Genomic DNA, 23,757 nt, shown 5'->3' on the forward strand with positions numbered 1-23,757 from the left:
AAAATCAGCGAGAGAGGAGGCGGCATGGGTCACGCTCGTGTCTTCCGGAAATGGGCTGTCCAATGAGCGAGGGTCCGGTCATCATCGTCGGTGCCGGCCATGGCGGCTATCAGGTCGCGGCGTCGCTGCGCCAGGCGGGCTTTTCGCAGCGCGTCTGCCTGATCAACGACGAGGCGCATCTGCCCTATCAGCGGCCGCCGCTGTCCAAGGCCTATATCAAGGGCTCCGCCGGTCCCGAGAGCCTGATGTTCCGGCCTGAAAAATTCTACCAGGATCAGAAGATCGAGCTGATCGCGGGCCGCGCGGTGTCGATCGACCGCGCCGGGCGCAAGCTGCATCTCGCCTCGGGCGAGACGCTTGCCTACGGCCATCTCGTGCTGGCGACCGGGGCGCGCAACCGGCTGCTCGATCTGCCCAACGCCAACCTGGCGGACGTGAAATATTTGCGCATCCTCGACGAGAGCGAGGCGCTGCGCGCGATCATGCCGTCGAAGACGCGCGCTGTGATCATCGGCGCCGGCTTCATCGGGCTCGAGTTTGCCGCGACCGCCCGGATCAAGGGCCTCGAGGTCGACGTGCTCGAGCTTGCCCCGCGCGTGATGGCGCGTGCGGTGACGGCGGAGGTCTCCGAATATTTCCAGGCGCGGCATCGCGAGGCCGGCATCCGCATCCATCTCGGCGTGCAGGCGACCTCGATCGAGGCCGAGGGCGGCAAGGTCACCGGCGTGTCCCTGAGCGACGGACGGCATCTGCCCGCCGACCTCGTCGTGGTCGGCGTCGGCGTGCTGCCGAACATCGAACTCGCGGCGCAGGCGGGGTTGCCGGTCGCCGCTGGCATCATCGTCGACGAATATCTTGCGACCGCTGACCCCGACATCTCCGCCATCGGCGATTGCGCGCTGTTCGCCAGTCCACGCTTCGGCGGATCGTTGCGGCTGGAATCGGTGCAGAACGCCACCGATCACGCCCGCTGCCTCGCGGCGCGGCTGACCGGCGACAAGAAGCCTTACGACGGCCATCCCTGGTTCTGGAGCGACCAGGGCGACGACAAGCTCCAGATCGCGGGGCTGACGACCGGCTACGACCGCGTCGTGCTGCGCGGCGATCCCGCCAAGAAGGCGTTTTCGGCGTTCTGCTACCAGGGTGAGAAGCTGCTCGGCATCGAGTCCATCAACCGCGCCGGCGATCACATGTTCGGCCGTCGCCTGCAGGCCATGGACCGCTCGATCACGCCGGAGCAGGCCGCGGACGAGAGCTTCGACCTGAAGAGCGCGTTGGCGTGATCAACCCGCGCCGAGCACGGCCTTAACCTCCGCGGCCGTCGGCATCGACGGCCCGGCACCCATGCGCTGCACGCTGATCGAGGCGGCGGCGTTGGCGAAGGCGAGGGCGGCGCGCAAGGGCGCCCCGTCGGCGAGTTGCGCGGCGAGCGCGCCGACAAAGCAGTCGCCCGCGCCTGTCGTGTCGATCGCTTTCACCGTGCGCCCCTGCACCGCAATCTCCTCGCGGCCCGCGAGCGCGAGCACGCCGCGCTTGCCGAGCGTGACGCAGATGGTCTGGTCGTGGCGCGCCTGGAGCTGTCGCGCCACGTCGATGATCTCCGCGGCCTCGTCACCGTCCGAGACCTCGGCGCCGGCGAGGAAGCCGAGCTCGGTCTCGTTCAGCACGAGGATGTCGACGAGCGCCAGCAGTTCATCGGACATCTTTTGCGCCGGCGCCGGGTTGAGCAGCGTCGTGGCTCCGGCGGCACGGCCGCGCCGGAAGAACGCGGCGATGGCCGGCAGCGGAATCTCGAACTGGCTGACCGCGACGTCGCCCGCCAGCAGCGGCACGATCTCGACGTCGTCGGCGCCGACCAGCCCGTTCGCCCCGGGAATGACGACGATGGTGTTGTCGGCTTCCGCCACCGTGATGATGGCGGTGCCGGTGTGTGCCTCGGCCATCTCCTGGACATAGCCGAGATCGATGCCCTGGTCGCCGAGGAACGTCCTCAGCTCGGCCCCGAACGAATCCGTCCCCAGCCGCCCGATCAGCGTGGTCCGCGCGCCAAGCCGTGACGCCGCCACCGCCTGGTTCGCGCCCTTGCCACCCGGAAAATACAGCCCCTGCCGACCCGCGACGGTCTCGCCGATGCGTGGATGGCGATCGGCCGTCGCCACCACATCCATGTTGATGCTGCCGGCGACGAAGACGCGCCCCATAGGAAACCTCAAGCGAGTCTACACCCTGACCTCGAACTCGTGCCTGACCTTGGCGATGTCGACCAGCGTCGGCAATCCGGCCTCGTTGCCGAGACGCTGGATCTTGAAGGTGGAGGCGGCGCGGGCGAAGTCGAAATGCTCCCGCCAGCTTTTGCCGGGATGGGCGAGGTAGGAATAGACATAGGCGCCGTGAAAGACGTCGCCGGCGCCGTTGGTGTCGATCACGCGCTCGCGCGGGATCGGCATCGCCGGCATCACCTGGACCGTTCCCGTCTCGTCGTACCACAACAGGCCCTTCTCGCCCATGGTGACGCCGCCGATCTTGCAGCCGCGGCTCTTGAGGTAGTCGAGCATTTTCTCCGGCGTCAGATCCATCTGCTCGCACAAGCGCTCGGCGACGATAGCGACGTCGATATATTCGAGCAGCTCATGGGTGTTGGTGCGCAGGCCGCCGCCGTCGAGCGAGGTCAGGATGCCGGCCTCGCGGCACACCTTGGCGTAGTGGATCGCCGCATCCGGCTGGTGGCCGTCGACATGCAGCGCGCGGCAGCCGCCGAGATTGAGCATCGGGAAGGGATGGATGTGCTCGTCGTCCCGGCAGCGGACGATGGCGCGCTTGCCGTCCTTGGGCATGATGAAGGAGAGCGAGGACTGGTTGACCTTCCGCCCGTGCAGCGAGATCGCGTATTTCGCGCACATGTCCTGGAACATGCGTCCCAGCCAGTCATTGGCCGCGGTGGCGATGAGATCCGGCACGATGCCGAGCTTGGCGCAGCAGAACGCCGCCGTCACCGCGTTGCCGCCGAACGAAACGGCGTAGTCCGAGGCGACGTGTTTCTCGTCGCCGGTCGGCACGTGGTCGGTGATGAAGACGACGTCGATATAGGTCTGTCCGATGAAGAGAGCCTGCATTGCTTGTCCGTCATGCGCTTTGTGGTCCCGGCCGGGCACTTACTGTAGCACCGGTTCCGCTTCGGCGGGACGCTGAAATTATTCGCAAAACTGCCGCCCGAAGCGCTTGAGGTCAGCATGGCCAGGGAATACGACCATCACCGGGCGATGCCAAGCCCGGACAAACGCCGTGTTTCGGCCCATGGGTTCCAGGGCAATGACAGGCGCGATCAATGGGGGACAGATGATCACCGGCCTCGATCACGTCGTCGTTCTGGTAAGAGATATCGGGGCGGCCAAGGCGGCCTACCAGACGCTGCTCGCCCGCGCACCCGCCTGGCAAAATTCGGGCGAGGGCGCCGACCGCGTGCTGTTCACCCTCGCGAACATGACGATCGAGCTGATGGCGCCGAGCGGCTTCAGCGTCACTGCGGATCGCATGCGGGCCCTGCTCGATGACCAGGAGGGCATGCTCGCCAGCCTGTGCTTTCGTGTCGCAGACGTGAGCAGGATGCGCCGGCGGCTGGAGCGGGTGGCCTTGAGCCCCGACCCGGTCGCCGAGGTCGAAAGCAGCGATACGGATACGGGCAACGTGCTGCACTGGAAGCGCACGCGAGCCGCCACGGAACTCACGCGTGGCGTGCGCATGTTCTTCCTCGAGCTCGCCGACGAGCGCCCGCTCTCGGTCGCCACCGACATCGCGCCGATCGACGCGCTCGACCACGTCGTGGTCACCACCGAGGATTCCGAGCGCGCCGCCGCGCTCTACGGCGCGCGGCTCGGCCTCGATTTGGCGCTCGACCGCTCGCACCAGGATTGGGGCCAGCTGTTGTTCTTCCGCTGCGGTGACCTCATCGTCGAGGTGGTGCGCCGGCCGGTCGCCGGCGGCGATCCAATGCATGACCGGCTCTGGGGCCTGAGCTGGCGGGTCGCCGACATCGATGCCACGCGCGCCCGCCTGATCGCTGCCGGCCTCGACGTCACCGAGGTCCGCAATGGCCGCAAGCCGGGCACGCGGATCATGACGGTGCGGAGCGGCACCTGCGGTGTCCAGACGGTGTTGCTGGAGCGCTCGCCCAAGCCGGTGGAGTGATTCTGTCATTCCGGGCGTTGCGAAGCGACGAGCCCGGAATCCATTCATCTGCGCCCCGATGGATTCCGGGCTCGCACCCAAGAGGGCGCGCCCCGGAATGACGGAGCTAACATCCTAGCGTTCTCAAAGGCCCCCGCGCGTGTTACACGCCATATCCAGACTACCCAGCGAGCACCCGGTTTGGCGAAGGCAAAGCGAACTCTGAAATGGCAGCGCGATCCCGAGGGGATGCGGCTGCGCATTCTCGAAGCTGCCAAGCAGGAGTTTTCCGCCCATGGCCTCGCCGGCGCGCGCGTCGATCGCATTGCGGCCAAGGCCGGCGCCAACAAGCGCATGCTGTATTACCACGTCGGCAACAAGGACCAGCTCTATCTCGCGGTGCTCGAAGGCGCCTATGACAAGATCCGCAGCGAGGAGCGGGGGCTCGATCTCGAACATCTCGATCCGCCCGAGGCGATCAGGCGCCTGATCGAGTTCACCTGGAATTACTTCCTGCGCAATCCGGAATTCCTGTCGCTGCTCCAGACCGAGAACCTCGCGCGCGCGAAGCACCTGAAGAAATCGACAAAGGTCAAGTCGATGCACTCGCCTTTCGTCGAGATGATCCGCGCCGTGGTGCGGCGCGGCGTCGAGTCCGGCGATTTCCAGGTCGCCGTCGATCCGGTGCAGCTTTACATCTCGATCGCGGCACTCAGCTTCTTCTACCTCTCGAACTCGGCAACACTGAGCGTGATCTTCGGCCGCGATTTGCTGGACAAGAAGGCCAAGGACGAGCGGCTGGCGCACATGGTCGGCCTCGTGCTGGCGGCATTGACGGGGCAATCGGTCGCGCTGTTCGAGATTGCGAAGGCGCCGAAGTCGCGCACCGCGGTGGCGCAGACGGTGTAGCGCTCCATTCTCTGCTGTCATTCCGGGTTCGATGCTTCGCATCGCCCCGGAATGACGACGTTGGTGTACCGGAACCCCCCGCACAAAACGTCACAGGGAAAGCTCTGGACAGTATTTATCCAACGGGTTAATTTCTCCCCATAACGAAGAAGACTGCCGGGAGTGAAAATTGGCCGAGCCGAAGCCACAAAGTGCCATCTCCAGGATGCTGAATGCGGCCTGGGTTCGGCCGTTCTTGTTCCTGGTCTTCATCGTCGTCGCTTGGGATCTGGCGATCCGCCTGTTCAAGATCCCCGCCTACCAGATCCCGTCGCCGCTGGATGTCGTCGCCGTGCTGCGGACCGAATGGCCGGAATTGCTGCGCCAGTCCTGGCCGACCACCTATGCGACCGTTTGCGGCTTCCTGCTGTCGGCGCTGTTCGGCATTCCGGTCGCGATGCTGATTGCGGGCTCGAAGACGGTGGAGAGCTACGTCTATCCGCTGCTGGTGTTCTCGCAATCCGTGCCGAAGATCGCGATCGCGCCGCTGTTCGTGGTCTGGTTCGGCTTCGGTATCGTTCCGAAGGTGATCTCGGCGTTCCTGCTCGGCTTCTTCCCGGTGGTGGTCTCCGCGGTGCAGGGCTTCAAATCGGTCGACCCGGATATGGTCGATCTCGCCCGCGCCATGCAAGGCAGCCGCCTGCAGGTGTTCCGCGCCGTAAACCTGCCGCATGCGCTGCCGGCGATCTTCTCGGGCCTCAAAGTGTCGGTGACGCTCGCCGTGGTCGGCGCCGTCGTCGGCGAGTTCGTCGGCTCCAATTCCGGCATCGGCTATGTCATGCAGCGCTCGATCGGCACCTTCGACCTGCCGACGATGTTCGCCGCGCTGGTGATCCTGGCGCTGCTCGGCGTGGTCCTGTTCTGGATCGTCGACCGGATCGAGAAGCTGATCATTCCCTGGCATGTCAGCCAGCGCGAGGACGTGATTCTCGCATCTTAAACTCAAGCAACGGCCGTTAACGGCCGAAACATAACGACGCAGGGAGAGTAACGATGAAGCGGTGGATTGGGGTTGCATCCGTGGCACTGATGGCGTTCGCAACCGTGCCGGCGCAGGCAGCCGACAAGGTCGTGCTGATGCTGAACTGGTACGTCTATGGCGAGCACGCGCCGTTCTACTACGGCAAGGCCAAGGGCATTTATGCCGCTGAGGGCATCGACCTCGAGATTCAGGAAGGCCGCGGCTCGGCTGCGACCACGCAGGCCGTCGCTGCCAAGACCGCGGACTTCGGCTATGTCGATGTTCCCACCATGATGCGCGCCGCGATCAAGGGCGCGCCCGTGGTCGCGACCGGCGTCCTGCTGCAGACCTCACCGATGTCCGCCATGGGCTTCGTCGACAAGAACATTAGGAAGCCCGAGGACATCAAGGGCAAGACCGTGGCGATCACACCGGCGGATTCGATGACGCAGATCTGGCCGTTGTTCCTCAAGAAGACCGGCTTGAAGGAGAGCGACTTCAAGACCGTCGCCGGCGACGGCCAGACCAAGCTCAACGCCGTCATCAACGGCCAGGCCGATCTGCTGCTCGGTTACGTCATGGACCAGTCGATGAAGATCAAGGACGCCACCGGCAAGGACGTCTATCCGATCAAGTTCGCCGACTACGGCATCAACATGGTCTCGTCAGGCATCATCGCCAATACCGACTATGTGAAGGCCAATGTCGATCTCGTCCGCCGCTTCATGTCGGCGACCACGAAGGCGGTCGAGGCAGCCGAGAAGGAGCCGAAGGCCGCCGCGCAGTCGATCCTCGATGCCAACCCGAAGGGCGGCAAGATCGACACGCTGACGCAGGGCTTTGAGCTGACCATTCCGCTGTATCGGACCGCGGAGACCAAGAGCAAGCGGCCATTTCAGGTCACCGACCAGAACATGACCGAGACCGTCAATCTGCTGGTCGAATATGGCGGGGTCGACGCCAAGGCCAAGGAGAACCCGAAGGCCTTCTACACCAACGATTACCTGCCGAAGAGCGGCTCGTGATTGCAACATACACTGTCATTCCGGGGCGCCCGAAGGGCGAACCCGGAATCTCGAGATTCCGGGTCTGGTCCTTCGGACCATCCCGGAATGACGGTTCGTATCGTCGAGCGGACTTGATCGAATGAAAGCAGCAGAAGCGATATCTCCCTTGCAGCCTGCCGGGCATCTGCGCCTGGTGTCAGACCGGGCCGGCGATGCGTCGGGCATCAAGCTGTCGGGCGTGTCGAAGACCTACCGGACGCGCGACGGCGACGTGCCGTCGCTGCGGCCGCTCGACTTCCACATCAATGACGGCGAGTTCTTCGTCGTGGTCGGCCCTTCCGGCTGCGGCAAGTCCACGCTGCTCAAGCTGATCTCCGGTCTGCTGCCGCCAACCACGGGCGAGATCCTGGTCGAGGGCGAGAAGGTGATGACGCCGCACGGCAATGTCGGCATCGTCTTCCAGAACGCGTTGCTCCTGCCGTGGCGCAACATCCTGGGCAACGTGATGCTGCCGATCGACATGAAGCGGCTGCCGCGGCAGGAATATCTCGACCGCGCCAAGTCGCTGCTGAAGCTGGTCGGGCTCGAAGGCTTCGAGAAGAAGCTGCCCTGGCAGCTTTCCGGCGGCATGCAGCAGCGTGCCTCGATCTGCCGCGCGCTGGTGCATGATCCCAGGATCATGCTGATGGACGAGCCGTTCGGCGCGCTCGATGCGCTGACGCGCGAGCGCATGAATGTCGAGTTGATGCGGATCCAGCGCGAGACCAGGAAGACGGTGCTGCTGATCACGCATTCGATTCCGGAAGCCGTGTTCCTCGCCGACCGCGTGCTGGTCATGACCGAGCGCCCCGGCGCGGTCGCCGCGATCTACGACGTGCCGCTGCCTCGCCCGCGCTCGCTCGACGTGATGGCCGACCCAGTCTTCACCGAAATCGTGCAACGCATCCGCAAGCATTTCTTCTCGCAAGGTGCATTGGATTAAGACCATGGCGCCCCGCCTGAAGCTGCGAGACATCGCCTTCTTCGAGCGTCCCGTGCAGTTCGCGCGACCGTTCCGCTTTGGCGCGATCACGATCAATGCGACGCCGCAGCTGTTCTTGCGGGTCGAGATCGAGGTCGAGGGCAGGGGCGTTGCGATCGGCGCCAGCGCCGAGCTGCTGGTGCCGAAATGGTTCGACAAGCGGCCGGAGCTGTCGCCGGCGCAGACGATCGACGGCCTGCGACGATCGCTCGAGATTGCGCGTGGGCTTTATCTGGCACGCACCGGATATCAGACCGCGTTCGATCTGCAGGCTTCGTGCATCGGTGCCCAGATCGCGACCTGTGCGAAGAAGAACATTCCGCCGCTTGCCGCGGCTTACGGCCCGGCGGAAATCGACAAGGCGATCCTCGATGCGCTGCTCCGCGCCGTCGAGACCAGCTTCTTCGACGGAATGGCTGCCAACATCGCCGGCATCGATGCGCGGCTTTGTCCTGACTTGAGCGAGAACGACATCAGGACGTTCCTCGCCGGCCGGGTGCCGCTGCAGCGTGTTGCCATCAGGCACACGGTCGGCCTTGATGGTGTCGTTGAAGGCGAGGGCGGCGTCGCCGATCCGCGCGAGAACGCCGGGGCGCGGTACTTCAAGCTCAAGCTGTCGGGTGATCCTGTCGCCGATGCAGCGCGGCTGGTGCGGATCGGCAAGGAACTCGATACGCTCGGGCGCGACTATCGGGTGACGCTCGATGCCAACGAGCAATATGCGGATCTCGCCGCTTTGCAGGCGCTGATGGACCGGCTCGATCATGACGCCGCGCTGCGTCCGATCGCCACGCGCCTGCTCTATGTCGAACAACCGATGCCGCGCGACGTCACGCGGCAGTCGGCGCTCGGCGCGCTGGCCGCGCGCGACTTCATCATCGACGAGGCCGATGATTCCTACGATGCCTTTGCGGCGGCGCGGGCGCTCGGCTATCGCGGCATTTCCTCGAAATCCTGCAAGGGGCTCTACAAGTCCATCGTCAACGCCACACGCGTGGCGAAATGGAGCGCGGAAGGCGGGCGGTTCTTCATCACCGGCGAGGACCTCACCTGCCAGGCGGGTCTTGCCGTGCAGCAGGATCTTGCGCTCGGCGCCTTCATCGGCGTCACCCATGCCGAACGCAACGGCCATCACTATGTCGACGGTTTTGGCGACGCGCCCTCCGCGGAAGCGCAGGCCTTCGCGGCCGCGCATCCCGATCTCTATGCCGATGCCGGGCAGGGCATCCGGCTCTCCATTCACGACGGCGACCTCCTGACGGGATCGCTCAACACAGTGGGCTTTGCGACGTCGGTCCATCCGGACTGGTCGGCGCTTCGCCCGCTCGAACAGCTAAATTCACTCTGGGAGCAATCGGCATGACCACCCAACGTCTCGGTCTCATCATGAACGGCGTCACCGGCCGCATGGGGCTCAATCAGCATCTGATTCGCTCGATCGTCGCGATCCGCGACCAGGGCGGCGTCCGCCTGAAGAACGGCGACTGCGTCATGCCCGATCCGATCCTGGTCGGCCGCAGCGCCGAGAAGGTCGAGGCGCTTGCCAAGCGCTACAACATCACGCGGTGGACCACCGACCTCGACGCGGCGCTCGCTGACAAGAACGACACCATGTTCTTCGACGCCGCGACCACACAGGCGCGTCCCGGTCTTCTGACCCAGGCCATCAACGCCGGCAAGCATGTCTATTGCGAGAAGCCGATCGCGACCAATTTCGAGGACGCCGTCGAGGTCGTGAAGCTCGCCAATGCCAAGGGCGTCAAGCACGGCACAGTGCAGGACAAGCTGTTCCTGCCCGGGTTGAAGAAGATCGCCTTCCTGCGCGATTCCGGCTTCTTCGGCCGCATCCTCTCGGTCCGCGGCGAGTTCGGCTATTGGGTGTTCGAGGGCGGCTGGCAGGAGGCGCAGCGGCCGTCCTGGAACTACCGCGACGAGGACGGCGGCGGCATCATCCTCGACATGGTCTGCCACTGGCGCTACGTGCTCGACAACCTCTTCGGCAATGTCCAGAGCGTGGTCTGCATCGGCAACACCGATATCCCCGAACGGTTTGACGAACAGGGCAGGAAGTACAAGGCGACCGCCGACGATTCCGCCTACGCGACCTTCCAGCTCGAAGGCGGCATCATCGCCCATATCAACATGTCCTGGGTGACGCGCGTCTATCGCGACGATCTCGTCACCTTCCAGGTTGACGGCACGCTCGGCTCGGCGGTCGCGGGTCTCTCCGACTGCATGATCCAGGCACGGCAAGCCACCCCGAGGCCTGTGTGGAATCCCGACGAGAAGCGGTTGCACGATTTCTACGGCGACTGGCAGAAGCTGCCCGACAACGTTACCTATGACAACGGCTTCAAGGAGCAGTGGGAGATGTTCATCCGCCACGTCTACGAGGATGCGCCCTACAAGTTCACACTGCTCGAAGGTGCCAAGGGCGTGCAGCTCGCTGAATGCGCGCTGAAGAGCTGGAAGGAGCGGCGCTGGATCGACGTCGCCCCGATCAAGGTCTGAGGAGGGGCGCATGAACAAGCCCGTGCAAACGATGTCGTCACTGTCGCTGAAGCTGCCGAAGGCCGATCGCTCGATCGAGACCTATCGGCTCGCGGCCTCGCGCACGTTTCCCGCAAAGCTCGAGGGGCCGCTGAACCGCATCGCCTTCTCGGCCGTGCACACCGTGGCCGATCCCTTCGCCGACAACGATCCCTGGCTGTCGGTTGCCGTCGACTGGGACAAGACCATCGCCTTCCGCGAGCATGTCTGGGATCTCGGTCTCGGCGTTGCCGAAGCGATGGACACTGCGCAGCGCGGCATGGGCCTGGACTGGCCGACCTCGCTGGAGCTGATCACGCGGTCGGTCGCCGCAGCGAAGCGGCGCAACGCGCTGGTGTTTTCGGGCGCCGGCACCGATCATCTCGCGGTCGAGGACGCCAGGAGCCTCGACGACGTGATCCGTGCCTATGAGGAGCAGGTTTCGGCGGTCGAGAAGGTCGGCGGCCGCATCATCCTGATGGCGTCGCGCGCGCTGGCAAGGCTCGGCCGCAATGCCGACGACTACGCGAAGGTCTACAATCACGTGCTGTCGCAGGTTCGCGAGCCCGTCATCATCCACTGGCTCGGCGACATGTTCGATCCCGCGCTGGCCGGCTATTGGGGCACGAAAGATCTCGACAAGGCGATGGACACGGCTGTCGCCATCATCAACGGCAATGCCGCCAAGGTCGACGGCGTGAAGGTCTCGCTGCTCGACAAGCAGCGCGAGATCGACATGCGCCGTCGCCTCGACAAGCGCATCAAGATGTACACCGGCGACGACTTCAACTACGCGGAGCTGATCGCCGGCGACAGCGAAGGCTTCTCGCATGCGCTGCTCGGCATCTTCGATGCGATCGCGCCGGCGGCGTCCTACGCGCTGTCGCGGCTTGCGGCCGGCGACGAGGCCGGCTTTCACGACGTGCTCGGGCCGACGGTGCCGCTGTCGCGGCACATCTTCAAGGCGCCGACGCGGTTCTACAAGACCGGCGTCGTGTTCATGGCCTATCTCAATGGCCACCAGGATCATTTCACCATGGTCGGCGGACAGGAGAGCACGCGCTCCACGCTGCATCTGGCCGAACTGTTCCGGCTCGCCGACAAGGCCGGCCTGCTCGCCAATCCTGAACTCGCGACGCAGCGGATGAAGACCGTGCTCGCCACCCACGGTATCGAATCCTGATGCGTGACTTTTCGTCCGACCATCGCTGGCTGTCGCTGAACACGGCAACCGTCCGCAAGCAGGGTGATCTCGTCGAGATCATCGAGGCCTGCGCGAAGCACGGCATCCGCGCCATCGATCCTTGGCGCGACCAGGTTGCCGGCGTCGGTCTCGACCGCGCCGTGCGTGCAGTGCGCGACGCCGGCCTCGATCTGTCGGGTTATTGCCGCGGCGGCATGTTCACCTCAGACGCCTCGCGCCGTGGCGAGGTTCGCGACGACAACCGCCGCTGTGTGGACGAGGCCAAGGCGCTGGGCGCGCCCTGCATCGTCCTCGTCGTCGGCGGCCTGCCGCAATATTCGCGGCCGGGCAGCGAGGCCTCAAAGGATCTTGTAGCCGCGCGCGGGCAGGTCGAAGAAGCCCTTGCCGACATGCTCGATTATGCCAGGCAGGCCAAGCTCCCGCTGGCGATCGAGCCGCTGCATCCGGCTTACGCGGCCGACCGTGCCTGCGTGAACACGACGAAGCAGGCGCTCGACATCTGCGACCGGCTCGACCCTGATCGTAGCGGCATGCTCGGCGTCGCGCTCGATGTCTATCACATCTGGTGGGATCCGGAGCTGATGGGCCAGATCGCGCGCGCTGGCCAGGATCGCCTGCTGGCCTTCCACGTCTGCGACTGGCTGGGGCCGACAAGAGACATCCTCAACGACCGCGGCATGATGGGCGATGGCGTCATCGACATCAAATCGGTGCGTGCGGCCGTCGAGGCGCAGGGCTTTGCCGGCTATTCCGAGATCGAGATCTTCTCCAACGACTGGTGGGGCAAACCGATGGACGAGGTGCTGCGCACCTGCATCGCGCGCCATCAGACGGTGGTGTAGAGCTCCCGCCTCACGTCCTCACGGGCCTGCGACCTGTTGCAACCTGTTGAACCGCGCCTTCTGCTCGCTGCTCAGCGTCGCATAAAATTCGTCCAGGGCGGGTTCGACCAGCTTGGCGGCCGTCAACATGGCCTCGAGCCGGTGTTGCATCGTCTCAAGCCGTCCAATAGGCGTCAGCGGCGCATCGTTCGGACAGGCCGCCTGGAGGCTCTCAACGCCCTTCGCCGTGGCCTCGCTGAGCCGGTCGAGCGCCTCCTTCTGCTTGCCGGCCGGGTGGAGCACAGCCTGGATCCTTTCGATCGGCAGCTGGGTCAGGCCGGATTTCGGATCGCCACAGCCTTCGGCGTTGGCTTGCTGCTGCGGAGAGCGTTCGCCGACATTGGGGCCAAGCGCGTTGAAGTGGGCCTGCTGTTCGTCACTGAGCGAGTTGTAGAAATTCTCCAGCGCCGGCCGCACGATCCTGACAGCTTCCAGCGTCGCGCTGATGCGGTTCACCATCGCGCGCAGGCGGCCGGGCGGGGTCAGTGCATAAGTCTCCGTGCAGGAGTCCTTGAACACACCGGCAGCGTTGGCCGCCGCCGTCTTGAGCTCGTCCAATAATCCGCGTTGCTCCGGCGTCGGCCGCACCGCCCGTGCGATATCGGCAAGCGGCCAGGCCGTCACGCCCCTATCCGGTGTGGCGCACAATTGCTGAACCGTCTGCGGGCTCACGCTGGCACGCTGGCGCGCGCGGTAGCTGCCGCCGGCTTGCGGGTAGTCATAAGGATTGGTGCTGGCATAAGCGGAGTAAGGGTCGTCGCCACCCCAGAATACGGTGTCGACGAAGTCGTCGTAGGCGTACGCCCAATAGCCGGGCTCGTAAGCGTAGGACCAGAATGTGTAGTCGAAAATGTCCGAGTAGGCATAAGGCCAGAACACGGGCCCAAGCCAAGCCACGAACACCGCGGGATGCCGATGTCGCCACGCCTGCCGGGGAGCCCACCCGCTCTGGCGGGTGGTGAGCGCGGCCTGAGCTTGTTGCGCGGGGGCCTGCTCGCGGAAGCGCTCCGCAAACCGCCCGCGCTGGCCGGCCTGCGCGGCGGCCGCGGCAGCGGCAGTGGTCGCTGGCGCCCGCCCGGCCGGAGCTTGCACTCCAAGCCGCTGCTGGCGCGCCAGGTCGCTTTGCTGCGCGCGCTGCTCACGCGCGAGCAAGCGGTTCTGCGTCTGGAGCATCCGTTGCTGCTCGCGCAGCGCCCTTGCGCCTTCCGGCTTCTGCGACTGGAGTTGCTGCACGCGCTGCTGCAGGCGATCAATGCGGGTCTGGCGTTCCGTAGTTTGGCGCGACAGCATCTCGCGCTGGTGCTGCTGCACCATCTGGTGGCGCTGCTGAATTTGCTGCTGGCGCTGTTGTGCGCGCTGTTCGATCTGACCCCGCCGCGACAGCCGCTCGCTCGCGGCCGGCGGTCCGCTGGGCCGCGAGGGAACGGCCGAGGGGGCGGCGATGTGCGGCGTCGGCCGCGGTGCCATCGCCGGGCGTTGCGGTGCTGCCGGCGCCCGATGAAATTGGGGCCGCGGTGCAGCGAAGTGCGGGGTCGGACGCGGTGGAGGTGAGGCCATATGCGGCGCCGGACGTGGCGCCATTGCCGGTCGCTGCGGCATGGAAGGTGGATGGAAGGCCGGCGCGGCGGGGCGCGCCATGGCTGGCGGCGCAGCCGGGCGGGCCATGGCCGGTGGTGCTGCTGGCCGCGCTGCCGGTGCTGGGGCGGGACCTGGTGGTCCGCCCCTTCCATGTCCTGGAGGTCCCTGAGCGAAAGTGCCGACGCTGGCTCCCAGCATCGAGACACCAACCAAAACGGCCCTTAGGCAAACGCCACGCGGAAGCATGATCGTAGCTCCCAGCTCGTAATCGCCCACGATCTTTAACGCACAGCTGGCGGAATCGTTCGTCCTTGGCCGCCGTCGGCATTGCGATCTTCCGACGCAGGCAGCCTCACGAGAGATCCTGCGTCAGGGTGGTGGCGAGCCGCTCCAGTGCCCAGTCGACCTGGTCGCTTGTGATCACCAGCGGTGGGGCGATACGGATCGTATGCTCATGGGTATCCTTGGCGAGGATACCCTTGGCCTGGAGCGCCTCGCAGTAGCGGCGAGCGCGGCCGGCCTCGGGATGCAGCTCGACCGCCAGCATCAGGCCGCGCCCGCGCACCTCGCGGATCGTATTGGCGCGAATGTCCTTCAAGCCCTCGAGAAAGCGCGCGCCCTGGATGGCTGCGTTCTCGATCATGCCTTCCTCGACCAGGACGCGCATCGCCGCGCGCGCCACGGCGCAGGCAAGCGGGTTGCCGCCGAAGGTCGAGCCATGCTGCCCAGGTCGCAAAGTCCCGAGCACGTCGTTGTTCGAGAGCACGGCCGACACCGGATAGAAGCCACCGGACAGGGCCTTGCCGAGCAGCGTCACGTCCGCCTCAATTCCCTCGTGCTGTTCGGCGAGCAGCTTGCCGGTGCGGCCGAGCCCGGTCTGGATCTCGTCGAGCACCAGCATCACGTTGTTGGCGGTGCAGAGCTCCCGGACCGCGGTGAAATAGCCGGCGGGAGGAATGACGACACCGGCTTCGCCCTGAATCGGCTCGACCAGAAAGGCGACCGTATTTGGGTTGATAGCTGCCTCAAACGCCGCAGCGTCGCCGAACGGGATGATCTTGAAGCCTGGCGCGAACGGCCCAAAGTGTCCGCGTGTCTCGGGATCGGTTGAAAAGCCGACGACGCCCAGCGTGCGTCCGTGGAAATTGTTGGCACAGACGATGATCTCGGCCTGGCCGTCCGGCACGCCCTTCACCTCGTAGCCCCATTTGCGGACCGCCTTGATCGCGCTTTCGACCGCCTCGGCGCCGCTGTTCATCGGCAGCACCTTGTGGGAACCGGTGAGCGCCGCGATCTCCTCATAGAACAAGGCGAGTTGGTCGTTGTGGAAGGCGCGCGAGGTGAGCGTCAGCCTGTGCGCCTGTTCGACCATCGCGGCCAGGATCTTGGGGTGGCAGTGGCCCTGGCTGACCGCCGAATAGGCCGAGAGGCAATCCAGATAACGCTTGCCTTCGGTATCCCAGACCCAGACACCTTCGCCGCGCGACAGGACGACCCCGATCGGCTCGTAATTGCGGGCGCCGAAGCGTGCTTCTGTTGCGATGAAATCAATGACCGACGAACTCATCTGTCGTCACTCCATGGCCGCACACGGCGGCGTCAACGACTGCACCGCCGGCGCTCAGCTTGATCTGGGTATCAACTTGCCGCCTTGGAAGTCTTCATGCGTCCGATGGTGGAGCCTATCTGATTTGTCAAAAGTATCAGAGGGTTATCTACTGTGCATGGGGTTGTTTTCGCAATTTTTGGTGTCGAGCCCTCAGCCAATCGCGCAGGGCACGCTCAGAAAGCCGCGGAAGCGCACCCGTCCGCCGCGCACCGGCTGGCCGCTCACGGCATAATTGGGGAAGCGGGCCAGGAAGCGCGAGATCGCAATTGCGCCTTCGAGCCGCGCCAGCGCCATGCCGGCGCATTGATGCGCGCCGGTGGCGAAGGCGAGATGCCGGTTCGGCGTGCGCGCGATGTCGAAGCGTTCGGGGTCGGGAAACTGCGCGGGATCGCGGTTGGCCGCGCCAATGCACAGCGTCACCGAGGTGCCGGCATCGAGCATGACGCCGCCGAGCTCAACCTTCTCGGTGGTCATGCGGTTGCCGAGCTGGTTGGAACTCTCGTAGCGCAGCATCTCCTCGACGGCAGTCTTGATCAGATCCGGACTGTCGATCAGGCGCTGCTTCTGGTCGGGATGCCGATCCAAGGCCACGAGGCCGTTGCCGATCAGATTGGTGGTGGTCTCGTGGCCGGCATTGAGCAGGAAGATGCAATTGTGCAGCAGCTCCTTCTCGGTCAGCCGCTCGCCGTTCTCTTCCCCCTGGATCAAACGCGTCAGCACGTCGCGCTCGGGATTGCCCGGCTTCTGGCGCCTGCGCGCAACCAGCGTTTCCAGATAGGCGAGGAAATCCTGCACCGCGTCGTTGCCGCGCGCGGCGGCTTCAGGCGACACCACGGGTTCGAGCGCGCCGAGGATCGCCAGCGACCAGTCGCGCAGCGGCCCGCGCTCGTCATGGGGAACGTCGAGCAGATTGCCGATCACCTCGATGGGGATGGACGCGGCGAAATCCTCGATCAGCTCGCAATGGCCCTTGGCCGCGATGGCGTCGAGCAGGCCGTCGATGAGCTTGACGAGATCGCCTTCCATTCCGGCGATCGCTCTCGGCGACAGCGCGCCCATGATCAGGCGCCGCACGCGGGTATGGACGGGCGGATCGTTGAAGACGAGGCTCGTGGTGTGATGCTCGTAGAGCGGCGTGTCGCCGTATTTCGGCGCGAACTCGCGCTTCTTGTCCGAGCTGAACGCCTTGGTGTTCTTGTAGGTGGTGACGAGATCGTCATAGCGGGTCAGGAACACGGTGCCGCTGCGCAGGCGCTTGACCGGCTCGTTCTCCCGCAGTGCACGATAGGTCGGATAGGGGTCGTCGTAGAACTCGGGCGTCAGCTTCTCGAGATCGAAGCTTGCCGCCAACTCCTTCGCATTTGCGTTCATCCCGCTATACTCGCCGGTTAAATCCGTTATGCCTTTTTTGTTGTTCTGGTGGACGCAAGCATGCGTCTACAGTCGTGGCGTATTTGCTAGCCGACCGGACAGGAAAATGCACGCCCACGCTGATGCTGCCGAGACGGCCCCGAATTGGCCCGACGATATTTTTGCGACCCTGCAACGCTTCGACGTCCGGCAGGTGCCTTACGTGCCCGATGCCGGCCATGCCAAGCTGATCAATTGCGTGTTGGCCTCGTCCACCATGCGCGGCATTCCCCTGACCACGGAGGAGGAGGGCGTGGCGCTGCTTGCGGGCGCCTGGGCCGGCGGACAGCGCGGCGTGCTGCTGATGCAGTCGAGCGGCGTCGGCAATTGCATCAACATGCTGTCGCTGATCCCGATCCTGCGCTTTCCGTTCCTCACCCTCGTGACCATGCGCGGCGAGTGGGGCGAGTTCAACCCGTGGCAGGTGCCGATGGGATCGACCACGCAGGGCGTGTTCGAGCTCTCCGGTGTCCAGGTGCTGCGCGCCTCCAACGCGGCCGAGGTGCCGGCCGTGCTGCAAGCGGCTGCATCGCAGGCCTACAACGCGCTGACGCCCACCGCCGTCCTTCTGTCGCAGCGCCTGATCGGCGCCAAGGTTTTCACCAAATGAGCAAGGCCAATCTCCTCGACCGCCGGCAGGTGGTGTCCACGCTGCTGGCGCACCGCAAGGACGCAGTCGCGATCGGCGGCCTCGGGGCCTCCACCAACGACATGTGCGCGGCCGGCGACCACGCCCGCAACTTCTATCTCTGGGGCGGCATGGGCGGGGCCGCGATGATCGGCCTCGGCCTGGCGCTGGCGCAGCCGAAGCTGCCGGTATTGGTCATCACCGGCGACGGCGAGATGCTGATGGGCATGGGCAGCCTTGCCACGATCGGCCTGCAGAAGCCGTCCAACCTCTCGATCGCAGTGCTCGACAATGAGGCCTATGGCGAGACCGGCGGCCAGACCAGCCACACCTCGACCGCCGCCGATCTCGTCGGCGTCGCCAAGGCCTGCGGCATCAAGGACAGCCGGGCTGTCACGACCATGGCCGAAGTCGAGGCCTTCGCCAAAGCCGTCCACGACGTTTCCGCGGGTCCGCGCTTTGCCAATGTGAAGATCGACAGCGCGGGCCTCGAGCGGATTTTGCCAACGCGGGATGGGACTTATATCCTCAACCGGATCCGCGGCGATCTCGGATTCCAGCCGATCTAGGTGTGGAGGCTACCCATTCCTTGGGGCGCCCAGTCCTGCACGTGACCCGTGCAGGAGGGTCCAATTTCTACTGAAATTACAACGCACTTAGGTTGCGATGCAACATAGTGCTTGACTTTTGCGTGGGTGAGTGCTTACTCACTAAGCATGAGCTCATTGCGTATGACGAGCGACCTGAGGCGTCAATTGATCCTCGGTGCCGCGAAACGCTGCTTTGCCCGACATGGCTATAACGGCACCACGACGAAGAGCGTGGCGGCTGCCGCGGCCATTTCCGAGGCGCTGCTGTTCAAGCATTTCCCGTCCAAGGCGGCGCTCTACGCCGAGATCCTCAGCGACGAATGCGAAGCCGACCCGGCGCTCACCGAGCTGCTCGAACGCGAGCCTTCGACCGCGACGCTGGTCGAAGTGATCCGCGGCATGGTCCAGCATTTCCTGCACATCGCAGATGGTCCGGATCAGGAAGAGGCGCAGCGCCTGCGACTGATGGCCACGAGCCATTTGGATGATGGCGAATTCGCCCGTTTGCTGTATGCAAAGATCGAGACGCTGATCGGGTCGATCTTCGTCGCCTCGCTCGAACGTGCCGTTGCCAGCGGTGACGCGCGTCCATACGGCGGCGAACCGCTCAACCTGTTCTGGTTTGCGCATCACACGGTGATGACTGCCGCGCTGACCAGGCTGCCGGCCACGCCCTGCCTCGTCTACGGCAGGGCGGAAGACCTCGAGCGGCAGCTGTGTGAATTTCTCCTGAGGGGTATCGGACTTAACGACGCCGCAATTGCTTCGCATCTGAGCCACAATCAGGCCGCGGATGCCGGCAGAACGGCGATTGCAGAAAGTGCATGACATGAACATCGTAGCCGAACACAAGATTTCGGGCGAACCAATCGACAACAAGGCTCCCAAGCGTCCGGTCCGGCCGGTGCTCTGGTTCATCATCGTCGGCACGCTTCTGGCCGCGTTGGTGGGCGGTCTGGTCTGGTTCAATTATTTCCGCGGCCAGATGATCAAGCAGTTCTTCGCCAACAACAAGCCGCCGCCGACCTCCGTCAGCGCGGCCGAGGCGAAGTCTGAGGTGGTGCCGAACCTGCTCACCGCGGTCGGCAGCCTCGTCGCTGTGCATCAGGTCGACGTCAGTGCCGACGTCAACGGCCGCGTCACCGACATCAAGTTCGAGCCAGGCACGCGCATCGAAGCCGGCACACCCCTGGTGCAGCTGTTCGATGCGCCGGAGCAGGGCGACCTCGCCAATTACAAGGCCCAGGCAACCGTCGCGCAGCTGTCGCTCGACCGCGCCAAGCAGCTGGCTTCGCGCCAATTCGGCCCGCAGGGGACCGTCGACCAGGCGCAGGCCGCTTACGACCAGGCGCAGGCGGGCATCTCCAAGACCGAAGCCTTGATCTCGCAGAAGCTGGTGCGTGCGCCTTTCGCCGGCGAGCTCGGCATGCGCAAGGTCGAGGTCGGCCAGTACCTCACGGCCGGCACCGCCATCGTCTCGCTGACCGATCTGTCGGAGCTGTGGGCCAACTTCACGGTGACCGAAAAGGATTCTGGCAGCCTCAAGGTCGGCCAGACGGTCCGGCTGAAGGTCGACGCCTATCCAGGCCGTACCTTCGAAGGCAAGATTACCACCATCGAGCCGCAGATCGCCGCCGACACCCGCAACATTCGCGTGCAGGCGACGATCGCCAATCCTGAGAAGATCCTGAAGCCCGGCATGTTCGTCACCACCACGGTGGTGCTGCCGGAGAAACCGGCCGTGATCACCGTTCCGGAGACGGCGGTTGACTACACGCTGTACGGCGACTCGGTGTTCGTGATCACCGAGAAGAAGGAAGCGGACGGCAAGACCAGCCTCTCCGCGGTGCGCACTTTCGTGCAGACCGGCAATCGGGTCGAAGGTCGGGTCGAAATCGTCAAGGGCCTGAAGGCAGGCGATAAGGTCGTCGCCGTCGGCCAGCTCAAGCTGCAATCCGGTGCGGCGGTGGCGATCTCGACTGATCCGGCTCCGCCGATCCCGGCGCAGCCGCCGCGCTACTGACAACATCCTCACGTGATCCGGCCCGGCCGGATCACGCTTCTTGAGACAAGGAAATCGAGATCGCCGCGATGCGCTTTACCGACATCTTCATCAAACGCCCGGTCCTGTCGGTCGTCGTCAGCCTGTTGATCCTGCTGATCGGCCTGCGCGCGGCGATGGTGCTGCCGATCCGGCAATATCCCAAGCTGTCAAATACGGTCATCAACATCACGACCGTCTATCCCGGTGCGTCCGCGGACCTGATCCAGGGCTTCATTACGACGCCGATAGAGCAGGCGGTCGCCTCCGCCGAGGGCGTCGACTACATCACCTCGTCCTCGGTGCTCGGGACCTCGACGATCCAGGTCTACATCAAGCTGAATTTCGATCCGAACCAGGCGCTGACCGAGGTGCTGGCGAAGACCAATTCGGTCAAATACCTGATCCCGAAGGAATCCAACGACCCGATCGTCACCAAGACCACCGGCCAGACCACGGCCGTGATGTATCTCGGCTTCTCGTCCGAGGAGCTCTCGGGCTCGGCGATCTCGGATTATCTGACGCGCGTGGTGCAGCCGGTGCTGTCGACCGTCGATGGCGTGGCTTCCGCCGACATCCTCGGCGGGCAGACTTTCGCGATGCGGCTGTGGCTCGATCCGGAGAAGATGGCCGGCCGCAACGTCTCGCCGGGTGACGTCGCCGCGGCGATCACCGCCAACAATTTCCAGTCCGCGGCGGGCCAGACCAAGGGCTATCTGATCGTCTCGAACGTCTCGACGAATACGGGCCTGACCGACGTCAACCAGTTCAAGAAGATGATCGTCAAGGCCAAGGACGGCGGCTTCGTGCGGATGGAGGACATCGCCACCGTCGAGCTTGCCGCCCAGAGCACGGATGCGAGCGTCGCCTTCAACGGCGAGCACGCGATCTTCATCGGTGTGCAGGCGACGCCGCAAGGCAACCCGCTGACACTTGTCAAGGGCGTGCGCGCATTGTTCCCCGAGCTCGAGCGCAATCTGCCGCCGTCGATGAAGATGAAGGTCGCCTACGACTCGACCAAGTTCATCCAATCCTCGATCGACGAGGTGGAGAAGACGCTGGGCGAAGCCGTGATCATCGTGATCGTGGTCATCTTCCTGTTCCTGGCCTCGCTGCGCTCGGTCATCATTCCGGTCGTCACGATTCCCTTGTCGATGATCGGCGTCTGCACCCTGATGCTGGCGCTGGGCTTCAGCTTCAACCTTTTGACCCTGCTCGCGATGGTGCTGGCGATCGGCCTCGTGGTCGACGACGCCATCGTCGTGGTGGAGAACATCCATCGCCATCTGGAGGAGGGCAAGACGCCGGTCCAGGCGGCACTGCAAGGCGCGCGTGAAATCGTGGGTCCGGTCATCTCGATGACCATCACGCTCGCGGCGGTGTACGCGCCGATCGGCTTTCTTGGCGGCCTGACCGGTTCGCTGTTCCGCGAATTCGCCTTCACGCTGGCGGGCTCGGTGATCGTGTCGGGCGTGATCGCGCTGACCTTGTCGCCGATGATGTGCTCGGTGCTGCTGAAGAACACCGAAGAGGGCCGCTTCGCCAAGCTCGTCAACCGGGTGTTCGGCGCGCTCACGCGCTGGTATGGCCGCAGGCTCGACCGCTCGCTCGACTACAAGGCGATCACCGGCCTGTTCGCGATAACCATTCTCGGGCTCGTCGGCTTCCTCTACATGCATACGTCGAAGGAGCTGGCACCCGAGGAGGACCAGGGCATCGTGTTCGCGGTGACCAAGGCGCCGAAATACGCCAACATCGACTATGTCGATTTCTACGGCGAAAAGCTCGACAAGGAATTCGCAAAGTTTCCCGAGACCGATCTGCGCTTCGTGCTCAACGGCATCAACGGCCCGCAGGGCGGCATCGCCGGCATGCTGCTCAAGCCCTGGGAGGAGCGGAAGCGCTCGTCGATCCAGCTGAAGCCGCTGGTGCAGGCCGAGCTCTCCAAGATCGAGGGCGTGCAGGCCTTCGCGTTCAACCTGCCGCCGCTGCCGGGCGGGCCGGGTGGCCTGCCGGTGCAGATGGTGATCAACTCCACCGCCGGCTTCCAGACGGTCTATGAGCAGATGGAGAAGCTGAAGGACGCTGCGCGCAAGAGCGGCATGTTCATCGTCTCCGACAGCGACCTCAACTACAACCAGCCCAACGTGAAGGTGACGATCGACCGCAGCAAGGCGCAGGACCTTGGCGTCAACATGCAGAACCTCGGTGCCACGCTCGCGGTCTTGCTCGGCGGCAACTACATCAACCGCTTCAATTTGGAGGGGCGCTCCTACCAGGTGATTCCGCAGGTGCCGCGCGCTAAGCGGCTGTCGCCGGAATCGCTCGGCGGTTACTACGTGACGACCAACACCGGCCAGCAGCTTCCGCTGTCGACGGTGGTGTCGATCGAAACCAGGACCGATCCGAATTCGCTGACGCATTATAATCAGCTCAATTCCGCGACGTTCTCGGCGGTGCCGATGCCCGGCGTGACCGTCGGCGCGGCGGTCGACTTCCTCGAAGGCGAGGCCAAGAAGCTGCCGCAGGGCTTCAGCCACGATTATCTGGCGGACAGCCGGCAATATGTTCAGGAAGGCAACCAGCTCGCGATCACCTTCGGCTTCGCGCTGATCATCATCTTCCTGGTGCTGGCGGCGCAGTTCGAGAGCTTGCGCGATCCGCTGGTAATCATGATCTCGGTGCCGATGGCGATCGTCGGCGCGCTGATCCCGCTGTTCTTCGGCGTCGCCACCATGAACATCTACACGCAGGTCGGTCTTCTGACCCTGGTCGGCCTGATCACCAAGCACGGCATCCTGATGGTGGAGTTCGCCAACGAGCTTCAGGTCAACGAGCGGCTCGACCGCCGCTCGGCCATCGAAATGTCGGCCCGGATCCGCCTGCGGCCGATCCTGATGACGACGGCTGCGATGGTGACCGGCCTGATCCCGCTCCTGACCGCGACCGGCGCGGGCGCGGCCAGCCGCTTCTCGATCGGCCTGGTCGTTGTGGCCGGCATGTCGATCGGCACGCTGTTCACGCTGTTCGTGCTGCCGGCGGTGTACGTCGTACTGGCGACCGACCACCGCGCGGCGGCCGATTCCGACCGGAACAAGCAGGTCAACGAGCTCGATCTCGGCACCAAGGCCCTGCGGCCGACCTGAGGCGGCTCGCAAGCGAACCAGAGGGCGGCAGCGGCCAGAC

At 64.8% G+C, this 23,757-nt stretch carries 20 protein-coding genes; 15 read left to right on the forward strand and 5 right to left on the reverse strand.

Annotation, left to right across the window (positions count from 1 at the left end; all coding sequences use genetic code 11):
* The first annotated feature begins 62 nt into the window (after nt 1-62).
* Nucleotides 63-1,283 (forward strand): NAD(P)/FAD-dependent oxidoreductase, encoded by a 1,221-nt coding sequence (locus X268_RS08100; RefSeq protein WP_128924440.1) that lies wholly within the window; start codon nt 63-65, stop codon nt 1,281-1,283.
* On the opposite strand, the gene X268_RS08105 is transcribed toward X268_RS08100, so the two are convergent.
* A complete protein-coding gene (locus tag X268_RS08105) occupies nt 1,284-2,201 on the reverse strand; it encodes a ribokinase (protein WP_128924441.1) in 918 nt (305 codons plus the stop codon).
* A gap of 18 nt (nt 2,202-2,219) precedes the next feature.
* On the reverse strand, nt 2,220-3,113 hold the full coding sequence (locus tag X268_RS08110) for a sugar kinase (RefSeq protein WP_128924442.1): 894 nt from the start codon (nt 3,111-3,113) through the stop codon (nt 2,220-2,222).
* 223 nt (nt 3,114-3,336) lie between these two features.
* On the opposite strand from X268_RS08110, the gene X268_RS08115 reads away from it, so the two are divergent.
* The 9 genes from X268_RS08115 to X268_RS08155 all read left to right on the forward strand — a co-directional run bounded on the left by X268_RS08115 (nt 3,337) and on the right by X268_RS08155 (nt 12,676).
* The gene (locus X268_RS08115) at nt 3,337-4,185 is read left to right on the forward strand and encodes a VOC family protein (protein ID WP_128924443.1); all 849 of its coding nucleotides are present in this window, start codon (nt 3,337-3,339) and stop codon (nt 4,183-4,185) included.
* Nucleotides 4,186-4,365: 180 nt separating this feature from the next.
* On the forward strand, nt 4,366-5,073 hold the full coding sequence (locus tag X268_RS08120) for a TetR/AcrR family transcriptional regulator (RefSeq protein ID WP_208764430.1): 708 nt from the start codon (nt 4,366-4,368) through the stop codon (nt 5,071-5,073).
* A 169-nt stretch (nt 5,074-5,242) separates the two neighbouring features.
* Nucleotides 5,243-6,052 (forward strand): ABC transporter permease, encoded by an 810-nt coding sequence (locus tag X268_RS08125; RefSeq protein ID WP_128924444.1) that lies wholly within the window; start codon nt 5,243-5,245, stop codon nt 6,050-6,052.
* A gap of 53 nt (nt 6,053-6,105) precedes the next feature.
* Nucleotides 6,106-7,098, forward strand: coding sequence for an ABC transporter substrate-binding protein (locus tag X268_RS08130; protein WP_128924445.1), 993 nt, complete (start codon nt 6,106-6,108; stop codon nt 7,096-7,098).
* A gap of 121 nt (nt 7,099-7,219) precedes the next feature.
* Nucleotides 7,220-8,062 (forward strand): ABC transporter ATP-binding protein, encoded by an 843-nt coding sequence (locus X268_RS08135; protein WP_128924446.1) that lies wholly within the window; start codon nt 7,220-7,222, stop codon nt 8,060-8,062.
* Nucleotides 8,063-8,066: 4 nt separating this feature from the next.
* On the forward strand, nt 8,067-9,464 hold the full coding sequence (locus tag X268_RS08140) for an enolase-like domain-containing protein (protein ID WP_128924447.1): 1,398 nt from the start codon (nt 8,067-8,069) through the stop codon (nt 9,462-9,464).
* Nucleotides 9,461-10,612: a Gfo/Idh/MocA family protein gene (locus X268_RS08145; RefSeq protein WP_128924448.1), complete on the forward strand. Its 1,152-nt coding sequence runs from the start codon at nt 9,461-9,463 to the stop codon at nt 10,610-10,612. The genes X268_RS08140 and X268_RS08145 overlap by 4 nt, the downstream gene beginning before the upstream one ends.
* 10 nt (nt 10,613-10,622) lie before the next feature.
* Nucleotides 10,623-11,813 carry a dihydrodipicolinate synthase family protein gene (locus X268_RS08150; RefSeq protein ID WP_128924449.1) on the forward strand — a complete coding sequence of 397 codons (1,191 nt, stop codon included), beginning with the start codon at nt 10,623-10,625 and terminating at the stop codon, nt 11,811-11,813.
* Complete coding sequence (locus tag X268_RS08155; RefSeq protein ID WP_128924450.1) at nt 11,813-12,676, forward strand: sugar phosphate isomerase/epimerase family protein; 864 nt, start codon at nt 11,813-11,815, stop codon at nt 12,674-12,676. The genes X268_RS08150 and X268_RS08155 overlap by 1 nt, the downstream gene beginning before the upstream one ends.
* An 18-nt stretch (nt 12,677-12,694) precedes the next feature.
* On the opposite strand, the gene X268_RS08160 is transcribed toward X268_RS08155, so the two are convergent.
* The 3 genes from X268_RS08160 to X268_RS08170 form a co-directional block, all read right to left on the reverse strand.
* Nucleotides 12,695-14,182 (reverse strand): Spy/CpxP family protein refolding chaperone, encoded by a 1,488-nt coding sequence (locus X268_RS08160; protein ID WP_245477813.1) that lies wholly within the window; start codon nt 14,180-14,182, stop codon nt 12,695-12,697.
* 463 nt (nt 14,183-14,645) lie between these two features.
* Nucleotides 14,646-15,860, reverse strand: a complete 1,215-nt coding sequence (gene rocD, locus X268_RS08165) for an ornithine--oxo-acid transaminase (protein ID WP_128924452.1) — start codon at nt 15,858-15,860, stop codon at nt 14,646-14,648.
* A gap of 192 nt (nt 15,861-16,052) precedes the next feature.
* Nucleotides 16,053-17,273, reverse strand: coding sequence for a cytochrome P450 (locus X268_RS08170; protein ID WP_128924453.1), 1,221 nt, complete (start codon nt 17,271-17,273; stop codon nt 16,053-16,055).
* A gap of 106 nt (nt 17,274-17,379) precedes the next feature.
* On the opposite strand from X268_RS08170, the gene X268_RS08175 reads away from it, so the two are divergent.
* From X268_RS08175 to X268_RS08195, 5 genes are all read left to right on the forward strand, one after another.
* Complete coding sequence (locus X268_RS08175) at nt 17,380-17,922, forward strand: phosphonopyruvate decarboxylase (protein WP_128924454.1); 543 nt, start codon at nt 17,380-17,382, stop codon at nt 17,920-17,922.
* Nucleotides 17,919-18,509: a thiamine pyrophosphate-dependent enzyme gene (locus X268_RS08180; RefSeq protein WP_128924455.1), complete on the forward strand. Its 591-nt coding sequence runs from the start codon at nt 17,919-17,921 to the stop codon at nt 18,507-18,509. The genes X268_RS08175 and X268_RS08180 overlap by 4 nt, the downstream gene beginning before the upstream one ends.
* A 147-nt stretch (nt 18,510-18,656) precedes the next feature.
* The gene (locus tag X268_RS08185) at nt 18,657-19,358 is read left to right on the forward strand and encodes a TetR/AcrR family transcriptional regulator (protein WP_128929192.1); all 702 of its coding nucleotides are present in this window, start codon (nt 18,657-18,659) and stop codon (nt 19,356-19,358) included.
* Between the two features lies 1 nt (nt 19,359).
* Nucleotides 19,360-20,553: an efflux RND transporter periplasmic adaptor subunit gene (locus X268_RS08190; protein WP_164937610.1), complete on the forward strand. Its 1,194-nt coding sequence runs from the start codon at nt 19,360-19,362 to the stop codon at nt 20,551-20,553.
* A 68-nt stretch (nt 20,554-20,621) separates the two neighbouring features.
* On the forward strand, nt 20,622-23,717 hold the full coding sequence (locus X268_RS08195; protein WP_128924457.1) for a MexW/MexI family multidrug efflux RND transporter permease subunit: 3,096 nt from the start codon (nt 20,622-20,624) through the stop codon (nt 23,715-23,717).
* Nucleotides 23,718-23,757 lie beyond the last annotated feature (40 nt).

This window comes from Bradyrhizobium guangxiense (genome assembly GCF_004114915.1).
GTDB lineage: Bacteria > Pseudomonadota > Alphaproteobacteria > Rhizobiales > Xanthobacteraceae > Bradyrhizobium > Bradyrhizobium guangxiense.